Origin of the sequence: Pseudomonas sp. DE0010 (assembly GCF_007680745.1) — a bacterium.
Lineage (GTDB): Bacteria > Pseudomonadota > Gammaproteobacteria > Pseudomonadales > Pseudomonadaceae > Aquipseudomonas > Aquipseudomonas parafulva_B.
Genome location: NZ_VEJQ01000091.1, coordinates 1 through 347, shown reverse-complemented (window position 1 = coordinate 347; position 347 = coordinate 1). Strand labels below are relative to the sequence as shown.

Here is a 347-nt window from a genome sequence, read left to right as displayed (position 1 = left end):
CCAGGATGGCGGCGCAGGCGGCGCGGTCGCCGACGTCGAATTGCAGCACCCGGGCGTTGCGGCCCAGGGCCTCGACCTCGGCGCGCACCGCCTCGGCTTCCTCGCGGCGGCTGCGGCAGTGCAGCACCAGGTCATGGCCGGCGGCGGCCAGGCGCAGGGCGATGGCGCGGCCCAGGCCGCGGCTGGAACCGGTCACCAGGACCGGAGCGGGGGCGACGCTCATGGCGCGGGCTCCTCTAGGTACAGATCCACCTGGGGTGGACGGTAGACGTTCAGGCGGGCGCTGGCCTGGCAGCCAGGGCCCTGCAGGTGGCAGTCGAAGATGGCCATGCCGTCGTCGTTTTCCA

The 347-nt window shown here is 73.8% G+C and carries 1 protein-coding gene and 1 pseudogene; both read right to left on the bottom strand.

The window, feature by feature from the left end:
* On the bottom strand, nt 1-223 hold a 223-nt coding region (locus tag FS767_RS21790), incomplete at its 3' end, for an SDR family NAD(P)-dependent oxidoreductase (RefSeq protein ID WP_144968176.1).
* Nucleotides 220-347: pseudogene (locus tag FS767_RS23280) on the bottom strand (3-hydroxylacyl-ACP dehydratase); the annotation flags it as partial. The gene FS767_RS21790 and the pseudogene FS767_RS23280, both read right to left, overlap by 4 nt.